The organism is Nocardia amikacinitolerans NBRC 108937, from assembly GCF_001612615.1.
In the GTDB taxonomy this organism is placed as follows: Bacteria; Actinomycetota; Actinomycetes; order Mycobacteriales; family Mycobacteriaceae; genus Nocardia; species Nocardia amikacinitolerans.
Genome location: NZ_BDAU01000025.1, coordinates 56,204 through 69,167, shown reverse-complemented (window position 1 = coordinate 69,167; position 12,964 = coordinate 56,204). Strand labels below are relative to the sequence as shown.

The following is a 12,964-nucleotide window of genomic DNA, read 5'->3' as shown; positions in this document are numbered from 1 at the left end:
GCCTTCGTCGGCGACTCGCCGTTGCTGTACGGTTACCAGCGCTGCACCGATCGATTGCGTGCCCTCCGCACACGCCGAAGACGATCCGCGGTCGTTGTGCGAGTTCGTTTGTGAAAGTTCCGTTTCGATGACGTTCGACTGGAGCACGATGAACCGCAAGCATTCACATGTCCTGGCCGGGATCACCGCGGTGATGATGGCCGTCGCAGGTGCCTTCGCTGTTTCCGGCAGCGCGGCCCACGCTGAACCGGGGGAGGTCAACGGAAGCGGGATGCGGCTGGTCGCGTCGGTGGATTCCAATGCCGTCGTGTCCACCGGCGACCTCGCCCTTGGAGTGCCTTTCGCGCACTCGGCCAAGGTCTCCGGAAACTTCACGGCCACCCTCGAGGGAGCCTCGGCGCTGCGCGGCGGGTTGATCGTGGGTGGCTACCTGGTCGGCTGCGCGGTCGATATTTCCGAAGGCATCGATATCAGCATCGCCGCGGCCACCGGCGCCGATATCGAATTCGCGCCAGGGCTGCTCGGTCTGGATCTGGAAATGCCGCTCGGGATCGTTCTCGGTGGGGATGTCGTCTTCGGGGTCTTCGGTGAAGTCGGCGGTGAGATCACCGTGAGCCTGAACCCGGGCAGCGTGACCGTCGTGGTGGTCGCCGAGGCGGAGCTGGACGACGACTCGGTCTTCCCCTTCACCTTCGCGCACTCCAACACCGCGCTGAATGTGAACGGGTGTCTCTCCCCGGCATCGGCCATACCGTTCCTCACCGTGCGCGCCGACGCCCGCAACGGCATCGTGCAAACGACAGGCTACGGCCCGCACTTCGTGTTCTGAGCCGCGCCGGCGGGTGTCGCTTGACCGAAAGTGGCCAACCCTAAACCTCTCCCAACTGTGATCCGCACCACTGTTTTTGCGCTCCCGAGATCACAGCGACAAGGATGATCTTGCTCCGCCTCGACTCTCGTCGAGGTGGAGCGGTCATGTACCGCAATGACATTCGATGAATATCGGGGGTCGGGGAGAGATGGGAACCAATATGGTCCGTGGGACCTTCAAGAACGCAGGCCGCAAACTGATCGCCGGTGTGCTGCCGTTCGCGGCCGCCGTCGCACTCGTCGGGGTCGCCGCCCCCGCGCAGGCGGCTCCGGTGCAGGCGCCCGCTCCGGTCGTGCAGCAGGTTGCCGAGCCGGTGCGGGTCGTCGCTGCGGGTACGGGCATTTCGCTCGAGGAGATCGCGACCAACCCGGAGGCGAAGAACTCCGATCCGCTGGCCAACGGCGCGGCCGCAGGCGCCGCCGCCGGTGCGGCGGGTTCGGGTGTGCTCGCCGCGGCGTCGTGCCTGCCGGGCTTCCTCGTTCTCGCGGTGCCGTGCGGCATCGCGGGTGCGATCAACGGTGCGATCATCGGCACGGTCGTTGGCCTGCTCGTCGGCGCCATCGCGCCGGAGTCGGTGCCGCAGGTGCTGCCCTGATCCGGGGCTGACGGCGGTTCCACCGGAACCGGGTAGACCACTGGGCCGTGTCCCGGGGCGTAAAGCCCTGGGGCACGGCCCAGTTCGTTGTCCCGGGATCAGTTCGCGGCGGCGTCGGCGAGGACGCGTGCGCTCAGCGCACGCACCATTTCCGTGGCGACCACCGCGTGCCCGCTCGTGCTGAAGTGGATCAGGTCGGCGCTCATCAGCTGCGGTCGCAGCCGCAGCGGGTGGTCCCAGAAGTCGACGAGTATCGCGTCGTAGCGGTCGGCCACCTCCCGGATGACGTCGTTGAGCGCGGCCATCCGCTCCCGCATCGGCCGCATCGGCGCCATCCGCTCGACATCCCAGACATCGGCGAGAGTGAACGTCGAGACCTGCGCGCCGCCGCGGCTCACGGCGGCGAACAACCCGTCGAGGTTCGCCCGCACCTGGCCGAGATCACCGCCGGGCAGGAACAGATCGTTGCCGCCGCAGCTCACGTGCACCAGATCCGGCTCGAAAGCCAAGACCCGCTGGAGTTGTTCGTCGCGCACCTGGGCCGTCGTCGCGCCGATGCGTCCGGTGTTGAGGTAGGCGAGACCGGGCCGCACGGAGGTGAGCAGGGCGGCGAGGCGGTCGGCCCAGCCCATGGCGTCATAGCCGGGACTCGGATCGCCGACGCCTTGGGCGATGGAGTCGCCGAGTACGGCGAAACGGCGCCACGGCACGTCCGCGAGCAGCTCGCGTGCGGCGTCGGGGCTCAGCAGCATCGGGTCGTCGGCTTCGGTGTGAATGTCGTTGTGCGTCATGAGGACTCCTAGTTGGCAGGGACGGCTGTGGCGGTTGGATCGGGCTGCCTGCTCGGTACCGCGCACAGGAAGGCCGCGACAAGGGCGATGCCGGCGCAGACCGCGAAGAGGGTGTGGAACCCGGCGAGCGCGTCACCGGGATGGGCGGCGAACACCGCCGCGAGCACGGCGACGCCCAGCGCGCCGCCGACCTGCCGCGCCGTCAGGTTCATGCCGATGCCCGCCGCGAACTGTTGCGGCGGAAGCGAACTCGCGGCCGCGGTGCCCAGCGTCGTCACCACGATGCCGACCGCGCCGCCGCCGAGCAGTCCGGCGGGGATCCACGCCGACCACAGCGCGGGAGCGGACCCGAACGCGTCGGTACTCATCCAGACGAGGCTCGCGGTGAACATCAACGCCCCGAGCACCCCGACCCAGCGGCGCGCGGCGGGCGCGGTGACCCGCCCGGCCAGCGTGGCGCTGACCATCGACGTGACGGCGCCGACGGTCAGCGCGGCGGCCGAGCCGAGTACCGAATAGCCCCAGATCCCGTCCAGGAACAGCGGTCCGGCCAGCAGCCAGGCGAACATCGCCGCGCCGAAGACGAACGACGCGGCATTGGCCAGCGCGTACGGCCTGCTCCGCCAGAGTTCGACCGCGATCGCCGGATTGTGGTGCCGCGCCGAACGAACCAGCGCGGCGGCGAGCAGCGCCGCACCGACGCCCAGTGCGGCCAACGTGCCCGGCGAGGTCCAGCCCCACCGCTGACCTTCGGTGACACCGGCGACCAGTCCGCCGAATCCGAGCGCGACGGCCACGGTGCCGAGGGGGTCCGGCAGCGCGCTGCCGACCGGCCGCGGATCGGACACCGGAATGCGCAGCCCCGCCAGAACGAGCGCTAGGGCGACAGGCACGTTGATCACGAAGACCGAGCGCCAGCCGAACGCCTCCACCAGGCCGCCGCCGATCGCCGGGCCGACGACCGCGGCGAATCCGCCCGCGGCCGACCACGCGCCGATGGCCGCGCCGATTCGCTCGCGCGGGGTCACGCTCAAAACCAAACCCAGCGCCGCGGGCACCATGAGCGCGGCCGTCGCGCCCTGGAGCAGACGTCCGGCGATGAGCCACGCCGCGTTCGGCGCCAACCCGCACAGCAGCGAGGTGAGCGCGAAACCGGCAAGCGCGACGAGGAAGAGCCTGCGCCGCCCGAGCGCGTCGGCGAACCGGCCGCCGGGGGGTGAGCAGCGCGGCGAACGCGACGGCGTAACCGCTGACGACCCATGTCAGCGTGGTCGCGGCGGTGCCGGAATAGTCGCGCGCGATGGCGGGGAAGGCGATGTTGACCACGGAGAGATCGAGAAAGGCGATGAACGCCGCGCCGCACGCGATCAGCAGCGTGGCTTTGGCGCTCGTCGCGTGTGGACTGGCGATCCGTGCGGACACCTCGGTCATGGAGATCCTTCTGGAAGCGGAACAAAACGTACGACCGTTCGTGCAATAAAAGTACGACCGACCGTTCGTATTTGCAAGACCGCGGTGGAAGAATGGGCCCATGGCCGAGACGACAACCGATCAGCGCCTGGTCAAGGGCGCCCGCTCCCGTGCATCGATCGCCAGGCACGCCGCCGATGTGGCGTCGGTCGAAGGGCTCAACGGTGTGAGCATCGGGCGACTCGCCGCCGACCTCGGCATCAGCAAGAGCGGTATCGCCACGCTCTTCGGGTCGAAGGAATCCCTGCAGCTCGCCGCGGTGGAGGCCGCGCGCGAGGTGTTCGTCGGCCGGGTGATCGAGCCGAGCCTCGCCGAGCCGCGCGGCCTACCGCGGCTACGCGCCCTGATCGACAACTGGTTCGCGCACGTCACCGAGCCGGTCTTCCCCGGCGGCTGCTTCCGCACCGCCACGCTTGTCGAATTCGACAGCAGGCCGGGCCCGGTGCGCGACGCGGTCGCCGCCGACCACGACGACTGGATGACGTTCCTGACCACCGAGATTCGCAAAGCTCAGGAACAGGGCGACCTCACCGGCCGCGACGCGGACGCGCTCGCCTTCGAATTCGACGCCGTCATCAGCGCGGTCAGCACGGCACGCCAACTCGGCGACGAGACCAAAGTGCACACCGCGCGCGCGATCGTCGACCGCCTGCTGTCGTGAAGCTGTTCGCGGGCAACGAAATTCGGTAGAGCGCAGGCTCGTCGGGTCGTACGCCAAGACCTGTTGCTTGCCGGTTCCAGGTGCGGTGCGAGGGAGGACTCAGGCGGACAGCGGCAGGGCGTCGGCCCACGCGGCGTCGTAGCGGTCCCAGACGATTTCGGTCATGGCGTGGTGCGCCCCGATGACGTTCGCGTGCACGAGTTCGGGGGCCGCGGTCGCCAAGCGGTCGGTGAGCAGACCGGGGGCGAGGAACCACGGGGCCAGCAGAACCTGATCGACGCCGCGTGCGCGCAGGCGGGAAACCGCCTCGTGGACAGTGGGTTCCGTGGTGGCGAAGCAGATCTCGGTGGGCCAGTTGGTCATCGCGGACAGCTGTCGGGCGACTTCCGCGCTGCGCACGTTGGCGGCGGCGGAGGAGGAGCCGACGGCTGCCACGGCGACACCGAGGCGAGTGCCGCCGACGTCCGGGGCATTCGGAACCGGGATGGTGGGCGCCATGTGGGCGCTGCGAGCGGGCGGCGCCACGCGGGGCCACGGGTCGGCGGGTGCCACGGCCGTGCGGGGAGCAGCGGTCGATTCGCCGTCGTTCGGATCAGCGACCTGCGGAAGGCCGTCGGGGATCACGGGCGCCACGAGATCGTCCGGCACCGCCGTCGCACCGAGCGCGTCCAGCACGCGGTCACGCAGCGCTTCGATCAACCGTGGATCGGAGCCGAGCACCTCAGCCTGAGTCAGGCGGAGGTGGGGGTGTCTGGCGCGGCACTCATCCAGCAGGCCGGGCAGGTCGACCCGCGCGTGAAAGGCGCTGCCCAGCAACAAGGGGACCACGATCGCATGGGTATGACCTTGTCCCGCAACGACGTCCACTACCTGCTCGACCGAGGGTGCGCTCAGATCGAGGAAGGCGAGGTGGACATCGAGATCGGGCCGGGCGGCCGCGATCTCGGCGACGACCGCCGCCATGGTGGCGGCCGAGCGCGGGTCGCGGCTGCCGTGGGCGACCGCTATCAGCGCGGGGGCCATGGAAGTTTGCGTTGGCGAGGTGGCGATACGTGCGGACGCCGCGACGATTCGCGCGGGCGCTGCGGAGACTTGTCCAAGCGCTGCGGCGATTTGCGCGGGCGCTGTGGAGATTCGCGCGGGCGCTGCGGTGATTCGCGCGGGCGCTGCGGAGACTTGTCCAAGCGCTGCGGCGATTTGCGCGGGCGCTGCGGCGATTCGCGCAGGTGCGGTGATGATTCGCGTTGGCGCGGTACCGATTTCCGTTGGTGTGGTGCCGAATTGCGCAGGGGCAGTGGCCACCTGCGCGGCGGCGGTGAATCGACGGTCACCGCGCACCGGCACCGGCGCGCCGATGCCGTGCGCGGCGAACACGTCGATCATCCTCAGGCTCCGGTGCCGACCTCGACCGCGGTCAGCACATCGCCGACCAGGCCCGCGCCGAGCGTGTTGCCGCCCGCCGGGTCGATCAGCAGGAAGCTACCGGTGTGCCGGTTGGCCCGGTAGTCGTCGGCCGCGATCGGCTCGGCGACCCGCACCGAGATGCGTCCGATGTCGTTGAGCTCCAACGCTTCCGGGTTCGGGTCCGCGGCGAGCCGCTGCTCGTCGAAGCGTTCGATGAGCGCGCCGACGATGGCCTGGGTGGTGCGGGTGCCGTGCTTGAGCAGCAGCCGGGCGCCGGGGCGCAGCGGCTTGTCGCCCAGCCAGCAGACCGTCGCGTCGAAGCTGTCGATCGGTTCCGGCGCGTCGTCGACGGCGGCGATGATGTCGCCGCGGGAGATGTCGACCTCGTCGGTCAGGATCAGCGTCACGCTGCGCCCGGCCTGCGCGACGGCCAGCTCGCCGTCCGGGGTGTCGATGCGCTCCACGGTCGTGCGCACGCCGGAGGGCAGCACCACGATCTCGTCGCCGGGCGCCACCGAACCGGCCGCGATCTGACCCGCGTAGCCGCGGTAGTCGGGGTATTCGGCGGTGCGCGGGCGGATCACGTATTGCACAGGAAAACGCAGACCCAGCGAGTGCGCGCCGGTGTTGTCGGCGTCGACCGGCACCGACTCCAGGTGCTCGATGAGCGAAGGACCGTCGTAGTACGGCGTGTTCTCGGAGCGGCTGGCGATGTTGTCGCCGTGCAGCGCCGAGACCGGGATCTCCAGCACGTCCTCGGCCGCCCAGCCCAAAGTGCTGGTGAGCTTGTTGAACTCGGCGGAGATCTCGGCGAACACGCTCGCGGCGTCGTCGACGAGATCGATCTTGTTCACCGCGAGCACCAGCTTCGGCACGCCCAGCAGCGCGAGCACCGCCGCGTGCCTGCGGGTCTGCTCGATGACGCCCTTGCGCGCGTCGACGAGCAGGATCACCAGCTGCGCGGTGGACGCGCCGGAGACGGTGTTGCGGGTGTACTGCACGTGCCCCGGGGTGTCCGCGAGCACGAAAGACCGCTTGGGCGTTGCGAAGTAGCGGTAGGCGACATCGATGGTGATGCCCTGCTCCCGCTCGGCGCGCAGCCCGTCCACGAGCAGCGAGAGGTCCGGGGTGGCCAGACCCTTGTCCACCGACGCGCGGGTGACGGCGTCGATCTGGTCGGCGAGCACGGACTTCGTGTCGTAGAGCAGCCGTCCGACCAAGGTGGACTTGCCGTCGTCGACAGAACCGGCGGTGGCCAGCCTCAATAGGTCGGACATGTCAGAAATAACCCTCTCGCTTGCGGTCTTCCATCGCGGCTTCGGAGACTCGGTCGTCGCTCGCCCAGGATTGGGCACCGCGCGCCACGTTCGGTCTGGTGAGTAGCTCGAGACGCATTAGAAGTAGCCCTCGCGCTTGCGGTCTTCCATCGCGGCCTCGGAAACCCGGTCGTCGCCGCGGGTCGCACCACGTTCGGTCAATCGGGACGCGGCCACCTCGGCGAGGATCGCCTCGTTGTCGGCAGCGTCGGAAATGATGGCGCCGGTGGTGGATCCGTCACCGACGGTGCGGTACCGGACCGAGCGGGTCTCCAGCACCTCGCCCTCGCGCGGGCCGCCCCAGACGCCCGGCGTCATCCACATGCCGTCGCGCTGGTACACCGGGCGCTCGTGCGCGTAGTAGATGGTCGCGAGTTCGACGTTCTCCCTGGCGATGTAGCGCCAGATGTCGAGCTCGGTCCAGTTGCTCAGCGGGAACACCCGCACGTGCTCGCCCGGTGCGTGCCTGCCGTTGTACAGGTTCCACAGCTCGGGACGCTGGCGCTTCGGGTCCCACTGGCCGAAGGCGTTGCGCAGCGAGAAGATTCGCTCCTTGGCGCGGGAGCGCTCCTCGTCGCGGCGGCCGCCGCCGAACACCGCGTCGAAGCGGTTCTCGGAGATGGCGTCCAGCAGCGGCACGGTCTGCAGCGGGTTGCGGATGCCGTCCGGGCGCTCGGTGAGCCTGCCGTCGGCCAGGTAGTCCTCGACGCTGGCGACGTGCAGGCGCAGCCCGTACTTCTCGACCACCTTGTCGCGGAACTCCAGCACCTCGGGCAGGTTGTGGCCGGTGTCCACGTGCAGCAGCGCGAAGGGCAGCGGCGCGGGCCAGAAGGCCTTGAGCGCCAGGTGCAGCAGCACGGTGGAGTCCTTGCCGCCGGAGAACAGGATCACCGGCCGCTCGAACTCGCCCGCTACCTCGCGGAAGATGTGGATGGCCTCCGACTCCAACGCCGCGAGGGTGTCGAAGTCGGAAATGCCGAGGGAGCGTTCACTGATGGTCTCGGTCATGATTGATGCAACCCGCATTCGGTCTTGGCGAGGCCGGCCCAACGGCCGCTTCGCGGATCGGATCCCGGCTCCGGCTTCCGTGTGCACGGAGCGCAGCCGATGGACGGATATCCCTCCTCCACCAGGGGATTGACGAGGATGCCGTGCTGTTCGATGTAGGCATCCATCTCGTCGTCGGACCACGGTGCGATCGGATTGATCTTCACCAGGCCGAAGGCTTCGTCGTAGGAGATCAGCGGCGCGTTGGCGCGGGTGGGAGCCTCCACCCGGCGGATACCGGTGACCCAGGCGTTGTAACCGGTCAGCGACTTCTTCAGCGGCACAACCTTGCGCAGGCGGCAGCACTCGCCCGCGTCGCGCGCGAACAGGTCCTTGCCCAGCAGCTCGTCCTGCTCGGCGACGGTGTGCTCCGGGCGGACGTTGACCACGTTGACCCCGTACACGGCCTCGACCGCGTCCCGGGTGCCGATGGTCTCGGCGAAGTGATAGCCCGTGTCCAGGAACAGCACGTCGACGCCGGAACGGACCTGCGCCGCGAGGTGCACGAGCACGCCGTCCTGCATGTTGGAGGCGACGATGTAGCCGGAGCCGAAGGTCTCCTCGGTCCAGCGCAGCAGGTCGAGCGCCGAGGCGTCGGGGCCGAGTTCGGCCGCGCCGCGTTCGGCGATCGCCCGCAGCTCGTCTTCGGCGAGCTTGTCGGCGAGTTTCGTTGTCACAGTTGATCTCCCGTCAGCCGAGTCACGATCGTGCTCATCGCAGGTCGGCCTCGTCGGCGCGGACCGCCCACTGGGCGAACCGCTCGTCCGCGTTCCGGTTTTTGACGAAGTTGCGCACCACGCGCTCGATGTAGTCGCCGAGTTCGGCGCTGGTCACCTTGTGCTGGCGCAGCTTTCGGCCGAAGCCGCTGTCGAGTCCGAGGCTGCCACCGAGGTGAACCTGGAAGCCCTCGACTTGATTCCCCTCGCCGTCGTCCACCAGCTGGCCCTTGAAGCCGATGTCGGCGATCTGGGACCGGCCGCAGGAGTTCGGGCAGCCGTTGATGTTCACCGTGATCGGCACATCCAGCTGGGCGTTGACGTCGGCGAGCCGCTGCTCGAGCTCCGGCGCGAGCACCTGGGAGCGCTTGCGTGTCTCGACGAACGAGAGCTTGCAGAACTCGATGCCACTGCAGGCCAGCAGGTTTCGCCGCCAGATGGACGGACGGGCCTGCAGGCCGAGCGGTTCGAGCTCGGTGATGAGCTGCTCGACCTTGTCGTCGGCGACGTCGAGCACGATCAGCTTCTGGTACGGGGTGAAGCGAATCCGATCGGCGCCGATCTTCTCGACCGCGTCGGCCACCTTGGTCAGCACGGTGCCCGAGACGCGACCGGCGATGGGGGAGAAGCCGACAGCGTTGAGACCGTTGCGCAGTCGTTGCACGCCGACGTGGTCGATCGGCTTGGCGGGCTGCTCCGGCGCGGGGCCGTCGATCAGCTTGCGCTTCAGGTACTCGTCCTCGAGCACCTGGCGGAACTTCTCGATGCCCCAGTCCTTGATCAGGAACTTCAGCCGCGCCTTGGTGCGCAGGCGGCGGTAGCCGTAGTCGCGGTACAGGGAGACGACGGCTTCCCACACGTCGGGCACCTCGTCCAGCGGGACCCAGGCGCCGACGCGCTGCGCGAGCATCGGATTGGTGGACAGGCCGCCGCCGACCCACAGGTCGAGACCGGGGCCGTGCTCGGGGTGCTCGACGCCGACGAACGCGACGTCGTTGATCTCGTGCACCACGTCCTGCTGACCCGAGATCGCGGTCTTGAACTTGCGCGGCAGGTTCGAGTACTTCTTGTCGCCGATGTAGCGGCGCACGATCTCCTCGATCGCGGGCGTGGTGTCGATGATCTCGTCCAGCGATTCACCGGCCAGCGGCGAGCCGAGCACGACGCGGGGGCAGTCGCCGCACGCCTCGGTGGTCTGCAGGCCGACCTCTTCGAGCCGCCGCCAGATCTCCGGCACGTTCTCGATCTCGATCCAGTGGTACTGGACGTTCTCGCGGTCGGACAGGTCGGCGGTGTCGCGGCCGAACTCGGTGGAGATCTGGCCGAGCGTGCGCAGCTGCGCGACGTTCAGCGCGCCGCCGTCGCAGCGCACCCGCATCATGAAGTACTTGGCCTCGAGCAGGTCGATGTTCTCGTCGCCGGTGAATGTGCCGTCGTAGCCCTGCTCGCGCTGGGTGTAGAGGCCCCACCAGCGGAACCGGCCGCGCAGGTCGGCCTTGTCGATGCTGTCGAATCCGCCCTTGGCGTAGATGTTCTCGATGCGGGCGCGGACGTTGAGCGGGTTGTCGTCCTTCTTGCTCTGCTCGTTCGGGTTGAGCGGTTCCCGGTAGCCGAGGGCCCACTGACCTTCGGACTTGCGGCGCACGGGCTTGCCGGTGCGGGCGCGCGGCGCCGTCGACGCCTCGGGACGCGGGCGGTCCGGCCGTACGCGGCGCTCGGTGGCCGGGCGTTCGGGACGCTGTGTCGGCTGATCGCTGGGACCGGCGTCGGTACTCGACGTCATTAGGTCGCTCCTGCTGGGTGGGTGGTACATCTGTGCTGAGGGCGCGCACCGGGGTTGGCAGCCGGCGGAGCCGGCGGGGTGGGTGAGGGCTGGCTGACTCGCGTCCGCGGTATCAGCGGACCGATGCGAATGGGATCGCCGGGAGACCGGAAGAAGGGCGCCGCTGAGCTACCGGTGAGAACCGGGCAGACAGCAGGCGCTACAGACGCGCTTGTAGTCGACGTGGCGACGTGCCACAAGTCGTACTCCCGATGCGCGCATGAGGCCTATTGTGCCATGTCAGAAAGGGCGTTCCGACCGTCATTCCGGATTCCCCGCGAAACAGGGGGAAATTCCCTGGACCGCGGGGTCTATTTGTGATGGTCGTCATATTTCCCGGCGCGAATGTGGCCGGTGATTCGTCCGAAGTGTCCGATGTGAACCGCGGCACGCCGCATTGACCTCGAGTTATCTCGAGGTACGAGGGTGCATCCCATGAGTACCGCACCCGTCGACGCAGAAGTCGAAGTAGCCGCCATCCGCCAGATCGTCGCCACCGTGGAGCACGTGCAGCAGCACGAGCTCGTCGACGAATTCGTCGCGCTGTTCCGTGAGGACGCCATCTGGACCACCGGCCACGGCAAGCGCCTGTTCGGCCGCGACGCCATCGCCGAGTTCACCGCCGCTGTGTTGCCCGGCGCGACCGCGCACGGCAAGGCGACCTACGAGGTCGAGTACGTGCTGTTCATCCGCCCCGACGTGGCCGCGGTCAAGGTGCGCCAGCGGTACTTCACCAACGAGGGCGTCCTGGAGAGCGAGGGCACCCCGATGTATGTGATGGCCAAGGAGGACGGCCGCTGGCTGCTCACCGCGAACCAAAACACGCCGATCGTCGCGGACTGAGCGAGGATGGCCGGGCGGCCGACGGCATCCGGCCGTCGATCGAGGTGACCGCACGGCGGTCGAGATCGTCGGCACGTCCAGGGCGCCCGACGGTCCCCGGGCGGAGGGCGTCGCGGTTCGGCGGGCACACTGGATGGGTGAGTTCCGCCGTACCCTTCTCGGAGATCGACGCCGACGCGCCCGTGCTGCGCGACTTCGGCGGCGGCCCGTTCGGCGTGTACGTGCACGTGCCGTTCTGCGCGACGCGCTGCGGCTACTGCGACTTCAACACCTACACCGCCGGTGAGCTGGGCAGTTCCGCCTCGCCGCAGTCGTGGCTCGCGGCGCTGCGCGGTGAGCTGACCGAAGCCGCCGAGCAGTTCGGCAGGCTGCCATCGGCCACGCCCGAGGTCTCGACCGTCTTCGTTGGCGGCGGCACGCCGTCGCTGCTCGGCGGCGACGGTCTCGCCGAGGTACTCGACGCCGTGCGCTCGGCGTTCACCCTCGCGCCCGACGCCGAGGTGACCACCGAATCGAATCCGGAATCCACGTCGCCGGAGTTCTTCGCGCGCATCAGGGCGGCCGGGTACACCCGCGTCTCGCTGGGGATGCAGTCGGCCGCGCGGCACGTGCTCGCCGTGCTGGACCGCACCCACACGCCGGGCCGCGCGGTCGCCGCCGCCCGCGAGGCGCGCGCCGCGGGCTTCGAGCACGTCAACCTGGATCTGATCTACGGAACGCCCGGCGAGCGCGATGCCGATCTCGACGCCAGCCTGGACGCGGTGCTGGAGGCCGGGGTCGATCACGTCTCCGCGTATTCGCTCATCGTCGAGGACGGCACCGCGCTGGCGCGCAAGGTGCGCAGGGGCGAACTGCCCGCGCCCGACGAGGACGTGCTCGCCGTCCGCTACGAACGCATCGACTCCCGCCTCACCGCCGCCGGACTCGGCTGGTACGAGGTATCCAATTGGGCGGCAAACGATTCCGCTCGGTGCAGGCACAACCTCGGCTACTGGGACGGCGGCGACTGGCTCGGCGCGGGCCCCGGCGCGCACAGCCACCTCGGCGGGGTGCGGTGGTGGAACATCAAGCACCCGGCCAGGTACGCCGAGCGCGTCGCCCGCGGCGGCCTGCCCGCCGCGGGCTGGGAATCGCTCACCGACGACGAGCGCTACTTCGAGCGCGTCATGTTGACGATGCGCCTGCGCACCGGCCTCCCTCTCGCCGACCTCGCTCCCTCCGCCGCCCCCGCGGTCGATCGCGTCATCGCCGGCGGCCTGGCATTCCGGTCCGACGACCACCTGGTCCTCACCGACCGCGGCCGCCTCCTCGCCGACGGTGTGGTGCGCGACCTCCTCGGCTGAATCCACACGTCCGCAACATCTTTCGCCGCACGCGGCGCGCCGACGAAATAGCCGGGAGCCGAAGGGCGGCTGTCGAAGACCGGAA

The 12,964-nt window shown here is 69.3% G+C and carries 13 protein-coding genes and 1 pseudogene; 6 read left to right on the top strand and 8 right to left on the bottom strand.

The window, feature by feature from the left end; genetic code table 11:
• Positions 1-127: 127 nt before the first annotated feature.
• Together NAM01S_RS19430 and NAM01S_RS19425 are read left to right on the top strand one after the other, a co-directional pair.
• The gene (locus NAM01S_RS19430; RefSeq protein ID WP_067787256.1) at positions 128-829 is read left to right on the top strand and encodes an MspA family porin; all 702 of its coding nucleotides are present in this window, start codon (positions 128-130) and stop codon (positions 827-829) included.
• A 190-nt stretch (positions 830-1,019) separates the two neighbouring features.
• Positions 1,020-1,466, top strand: coding sequence for a hypothetical protein (locus NAM01S_RS19425; RefSeq protein ID WP_067787254.1), 447 nt, complete (start codon positions 1,020-1,022; stop codon positions 1,464-1,466).
• Positions 1,467-1,564: 98 nt separating this feature from the next.
• Here NAM01S_RS19425 and NAM01S_RS19420 read toward each other — a convergent pair whose 3' ends face one another.
• Both NAM01S_RS19420 and NAM01S_RS19415 read right to left on the bottom strand, forming a co-directional pair.
• Positions 1,565-2,257 (bottom strand): SGNH/GDSL hydrolase family protein, encoded by a 693-nt coding sequence (locus tag NAM01S_RS19420; RefSeq protein WP_067787253.1) that lies wholly within the window; start codon positions 2,255-2,257, stop codon positions 1,565-1,567.
• A gap of 8 nt (positions 2,258-2,265) precedes the next feature.
• Positions 2,266-3,417, bottom strand: a pseudogene (locus NAM01S_RS19415) (MFS transporter); the annotation flags it as partial.
• Positions 3,418-3,557: 140 nt separating this feature from the next.
• On the opposite strand from NAM01S_RS19415, the gene NAM01S_RS36665 reads away from it, so the two are divergent.
• Positions 3,558-3,737 carry a hypothetical protein gene (locus NAM01S_RS36665; RefSeq protein ID WP_253798983.1) on the top strand — a complete coding sequence of 60 codons (180 nt, stop codon included), beginning with the start codon at positions 3,558-3,560 and terminating at the stop codon, positions 3,735-3,737.
• A 51-nt stretch (positions 3,738-3,788) separates the two neighbouring features.
• Positions 3,789-4,388: a TetR/AcrR family transcriptional regulator gene (locus tag NAM01S_RS19410; RefSeq protein WP_067787251.1), complete on the top strand. Its 600-nt coding sequence runs from the start codon at positions 3,789-3,791 to the stop codon at positions 4,386-4,388.
• A gap of 99 nt (positions 4,389-4,487) precedes the next feature.
• Here the strand turns inward: NAM01S_RS19410 and NAM01S_RS34160 are convergent, their stop codons facing one another.
• The 6 genes from NAM01S_RS34160 to NAM01S_RS37345 form a co-directional block, all read right to left on the bottom strand.
• The gene (locus tag NAM01S_RS34160) at positions 4,488-5,411 is read right to left on the bottom strand and encodes a sirohydrochlorin chelatase (RefSeq protein ID WP_084483094.1); all 924 of its coding nucleotides are present in this window, start codon (positions 5,409-5,411) and stop codon (positions 4,488-4,490) included.
• Positions 5,412-5,773: 362 nt separating this feature from the next.
• Positions 5,774-7,069: a sulfate adenylyltransferase subunit 1 gene (locus NAM01S_RS19395; RefSeq protein WP_067787249.1), complete on the bottom strand. Its 1,296-nt coding sequence runs from the start codon at positions 7,067-7,069 to the stop codon at positions 5,774-5,776.
• A 117-nt stretch (positions 7,070-7,186) separates the two neighbouring features.
• Positions 7,187-8,134 carry a sulfate adenylyltransferase subunit CysD gene (cysD, locus tag NAM01S_RS19390; RefSeq protein ID WP_179830894.1) on the bottom strand — a complete coding sequence of 316 codons (948 nt, stop codon included), beginning with the start codon at positions 8,132-8,134 and terminating at the stop codon, positions 7,187-7,189.
• Complete coding sequence (locus NAM01S_RS19385; RefSeq protein ID WP_067787245.1) at positions 8,113-8,832, bottom strand: phosphoadenylyl-sulfate reductase; 720 nt, start codon at positions 8,830-8,832, stop codon at positions 8,113-8,115. Before NAM01S_RS19385 ends, cysD begins: the two co-directional genes overlap by 22 nt.
• 34 nt (positions 8,833-8,866) lie before the next feature.
• Complete coding sequence (locus tag NAM01S_RS19380) at positions 8,867-10,654, bottom strand: nitrite/sulfite reductase (protein ID WP_084483082.1); 1,788 nt, start codon at positions 10,652-10,654, stop codon at positions 8,867-8,869.
• Between the two features lie 168 nt (positions 10,655-10,822).
• A complete protein-coding gene (locus NAM01S_RS37345; protein ID WP_355000761.1) occupies positions 10,823-10,915 on the bottom strand; it encodes an Ms4527A family Cys-rich leader peptide in 93 nt (30 codons plus the stop codon).
• A gap of 213 nt (positions 10,916-11,128) precedes the next feature.
• Here NAM01S_RS37345 and NAM01S_RS19375 point away from each other — a divergent pair, with 213 nt between their 5' ends.
• On the top strand, positions 11,129-11,536 hold the full coding sequence (locus NAM01S_RS19375) for an SgcJ/EcaC family oxidoreductase (protein ID WP_067787243.1): 408 nt from the start codon (positions 11,129-11,131) through the stop codon (positions 11,534-11,536).
• Between the two features lie 137 nt (positions 11,537-11,673).
• Positions 11,674-12,879: a radical SAM family heme chaperone HemW gene (gene hemW / locus NAM01S_RS19370; RefSeq protein WP_174554832.1), complete on the top strand. Its 1,206-nt coding sequence runs from the start codon at positions 11,674-11,676 to the stop codon at positions 12,877-12,879.
• Positions 12,880-12,964 lie beyond the last annotated feature (85 nt).

What these genes read in the sequence shown, in the direction of transcription:
- cysD (WP_179830894.1), bottom strand. Translation starts at nt 8,134, where the DNA reads ATGCGGGTTGCATCAATCATGACCGAGACCATCAGTGAACGCTCCCTC.
- NAM01S_RS19380 (WP_084483082.1), bottom strand. Translation starts at nt 10,654, where the DNA reads ATGACGTCGAGTACCGACGCCGGTCCCAGCGATCAGCCGACACAGCGT.
- NAM01S_RS19410 (WP_067787251.1), top strand. Translation starts at nt 3,789, where the DNA reads ATGGCCGAGACGACAACCGATCAGCGCCTGGTCAAGGGCGCCCGCTCC.
- NAM01S_RS19395 (WP_067787249.1), bottom strand. Translation starts at nt 7,069, where the DNA reads ATGTCCGACCTATTGAGGCTGGCCACCGCCGGTTCTGTCGACGACGGC.
- NAM01S_RS34160 (WP_084483094.1), bottom strand. Translation starts at nt 5,411, where the DNA reads ATGGCCCCCGCGCTGATAGCGGTCGCCCACGGCAGCCGCGACCCGCGC.
- NAM01S_RS19420 (WP_067787253.1), bottom strand. Translation starts at nt 2,257, where the DNA reads ATGACGCACAACGACATTCACACCGAAGCCGACGACCCGATGCTGCTG.
- NAM01S_RS37345 (WP_355000761.1), bottom strand. Translation starts at nt 10,915, where the DNA reads ATGCGCGCATCGGGAGTACGACTTGTGGCACGTCGCCACGTCGACTAC.
- NAM01S_RS36665 (WP_253798983.1), top strand. Translation starts at nt 3,558, where the DNA reads ATGGCGGGGAAGGCGATGTTGACCACGGAGAGATCGAGAAAGGCGATG.
- NAM01S_RS19425 (WP_067787254.1), top strand. Translation starts at nt 1,020, where the DNA reads ATGGGAACCAATATGGTCCGTGGGACCTTCAAGAACGCAGGCCGCAAA.
- NAM01S_RS19375 (WP_067787243.1), top strand. Translation starts at nt 11,129, where the DNA reads ATGAGTACCGCACCCGTCGACGCAGAAGTCGAAGTAGCCGCCATCCGC.
- NAM01S_RS19430 (WP_067787256.1), top strand. Translation starts at nt 128, where the DNA reads ATGACGTTCGACTGGAGCACGATGAACCGCAAGCATTCACATGTCCTG.